A 1,156-nucleotide genomic window follows, 5' to 3' on the forward strand; every position below is an offset into this window, starting at 1 on the left:
CTAGTGGATTGACTCCAACGTTTGGAACCCCCGGTTACGTGCGGCGATGATTTCGTCGGGGTCCGCCTTCCAGACGAAGGGCTTTGGATGGCTGGCATTGTATTCTCGGATGAAGCGATTGATGGCGGCCTGGAGGTCGACGAGCGAATGGAAAACGCCGTTCTTGAGCCGCCGCCGCGTCAGCTTTGCGAAGAAGCCCTCGACGGCATTGAGCCATGAGCACGAGGTTGGTGTGAAATGGAATGTCCAGCGCGGATGGCGCGCGAGCCATTCCTGGACCTTGTCCTTTTTATGCGCCGCGTAGTTGTCGAGGATCACGTGGACGGCCTTGTCCTTCGGCACCTCGCGCTCGATGCGGTTGAGGAAACGGATGAACTCCTGGTGGCGATGGCGCTGCATGTTCTGGGCGATGACCGTTCCGTCGAGCACGTTGAGCGCGGCGAACAGCGTGGTCGTGCCGTGACGCTTGTAATCATGGGTCATGGTCCCGGCACGGCCCTTCTTCATCGGCAGTCCCGGCTGAGTGCGGTCAAGGGCTTGGATCTGCGACTTCTCGTCGAAGGATAGCACCACTGCATGCGCAGGCGGCGAAACATAAAGCCCGACGATATCGTGAAGCTTCTCGGCGAAGGCCGGATCGTTCGACAGCTTGAAGCTGCGCCAGCGATGCGGAGCAAGACCATGTGCCTTCCAGATCGACTGGACTGTCGAGACGGCAAGCCCGACAGCCTTGGCCATCGCGCGCGCCGTCCAGTGGGTTGCCTCGTGCGGCGGCGTATCCTGCGTCAGGCGGACGATCTCTGCCACACGCCTGGGTGGCACGGGTGCCTTGCCTGGCGGACGAGATTTGTCGCGCAGCAGGCCGTCGACACCTTCGTGCATGAAACGTTCCTGCCACCGCCACACACAGGTCTTCGACTTGCCCGTCGCAGACATGATGGCAGAGGTCCCAAGACCATCGCTGCTGAGCAAAACGATACGGGCTCGCCAAACATGCTTTTGCGGGCTCAAAGGCGCCGACACAATGCCGCTCAACCGTTCGCGGTCGACCTCGGACAAGGAGAAAGTGATACCATCGCGCATCCTCCCTGAATCGCACGTCGGCAAGCCTCTGGGAATCCCTAAATGGACTCTTTCGTTCCGGTCAATCCACTAG

At 60.6% G+C, this 1,156-nt stretch carries 1 protein-coding gene; it reads right to left on the bottom strand.

What is annotated here, in order from left to right:
- Positions 1-1,083 carry an IS630 family transposase gene (locus ABIE62_RS14690; RefSeq protein ID WP_354327138.1) on the bottom strand — a complete coding sequence of 361 codons (1,083 nt, stop codon included), beginning with the start codon at positions 1,081-1,083 and terminating at the stop codon, positions 1-3.
- Between the last annotated feature and the right edge of the window lie 73 nt (positions 1,084-1,156).

It is taken from the genome of Porphyrobacter sp. MBR-155 (assembly GCF_040547625.1).
Classification (GTDB): Bacteria; Pseudomonadota; Alphaproteobacteria; order Sphingomonadales; family Sphingomonadaceae; genus Erythrobacter.

Bases quoted from the DNA above. Each gene is read 5' to 3' on its own strand.
- ABIE62_RS14690 (WP_354327138.1), bottom strand. From the start codon at position 1,083: ATGCGCGATGGTATCACTTTCTCCTTGTCCGAGGTCGACCGCGAACGG.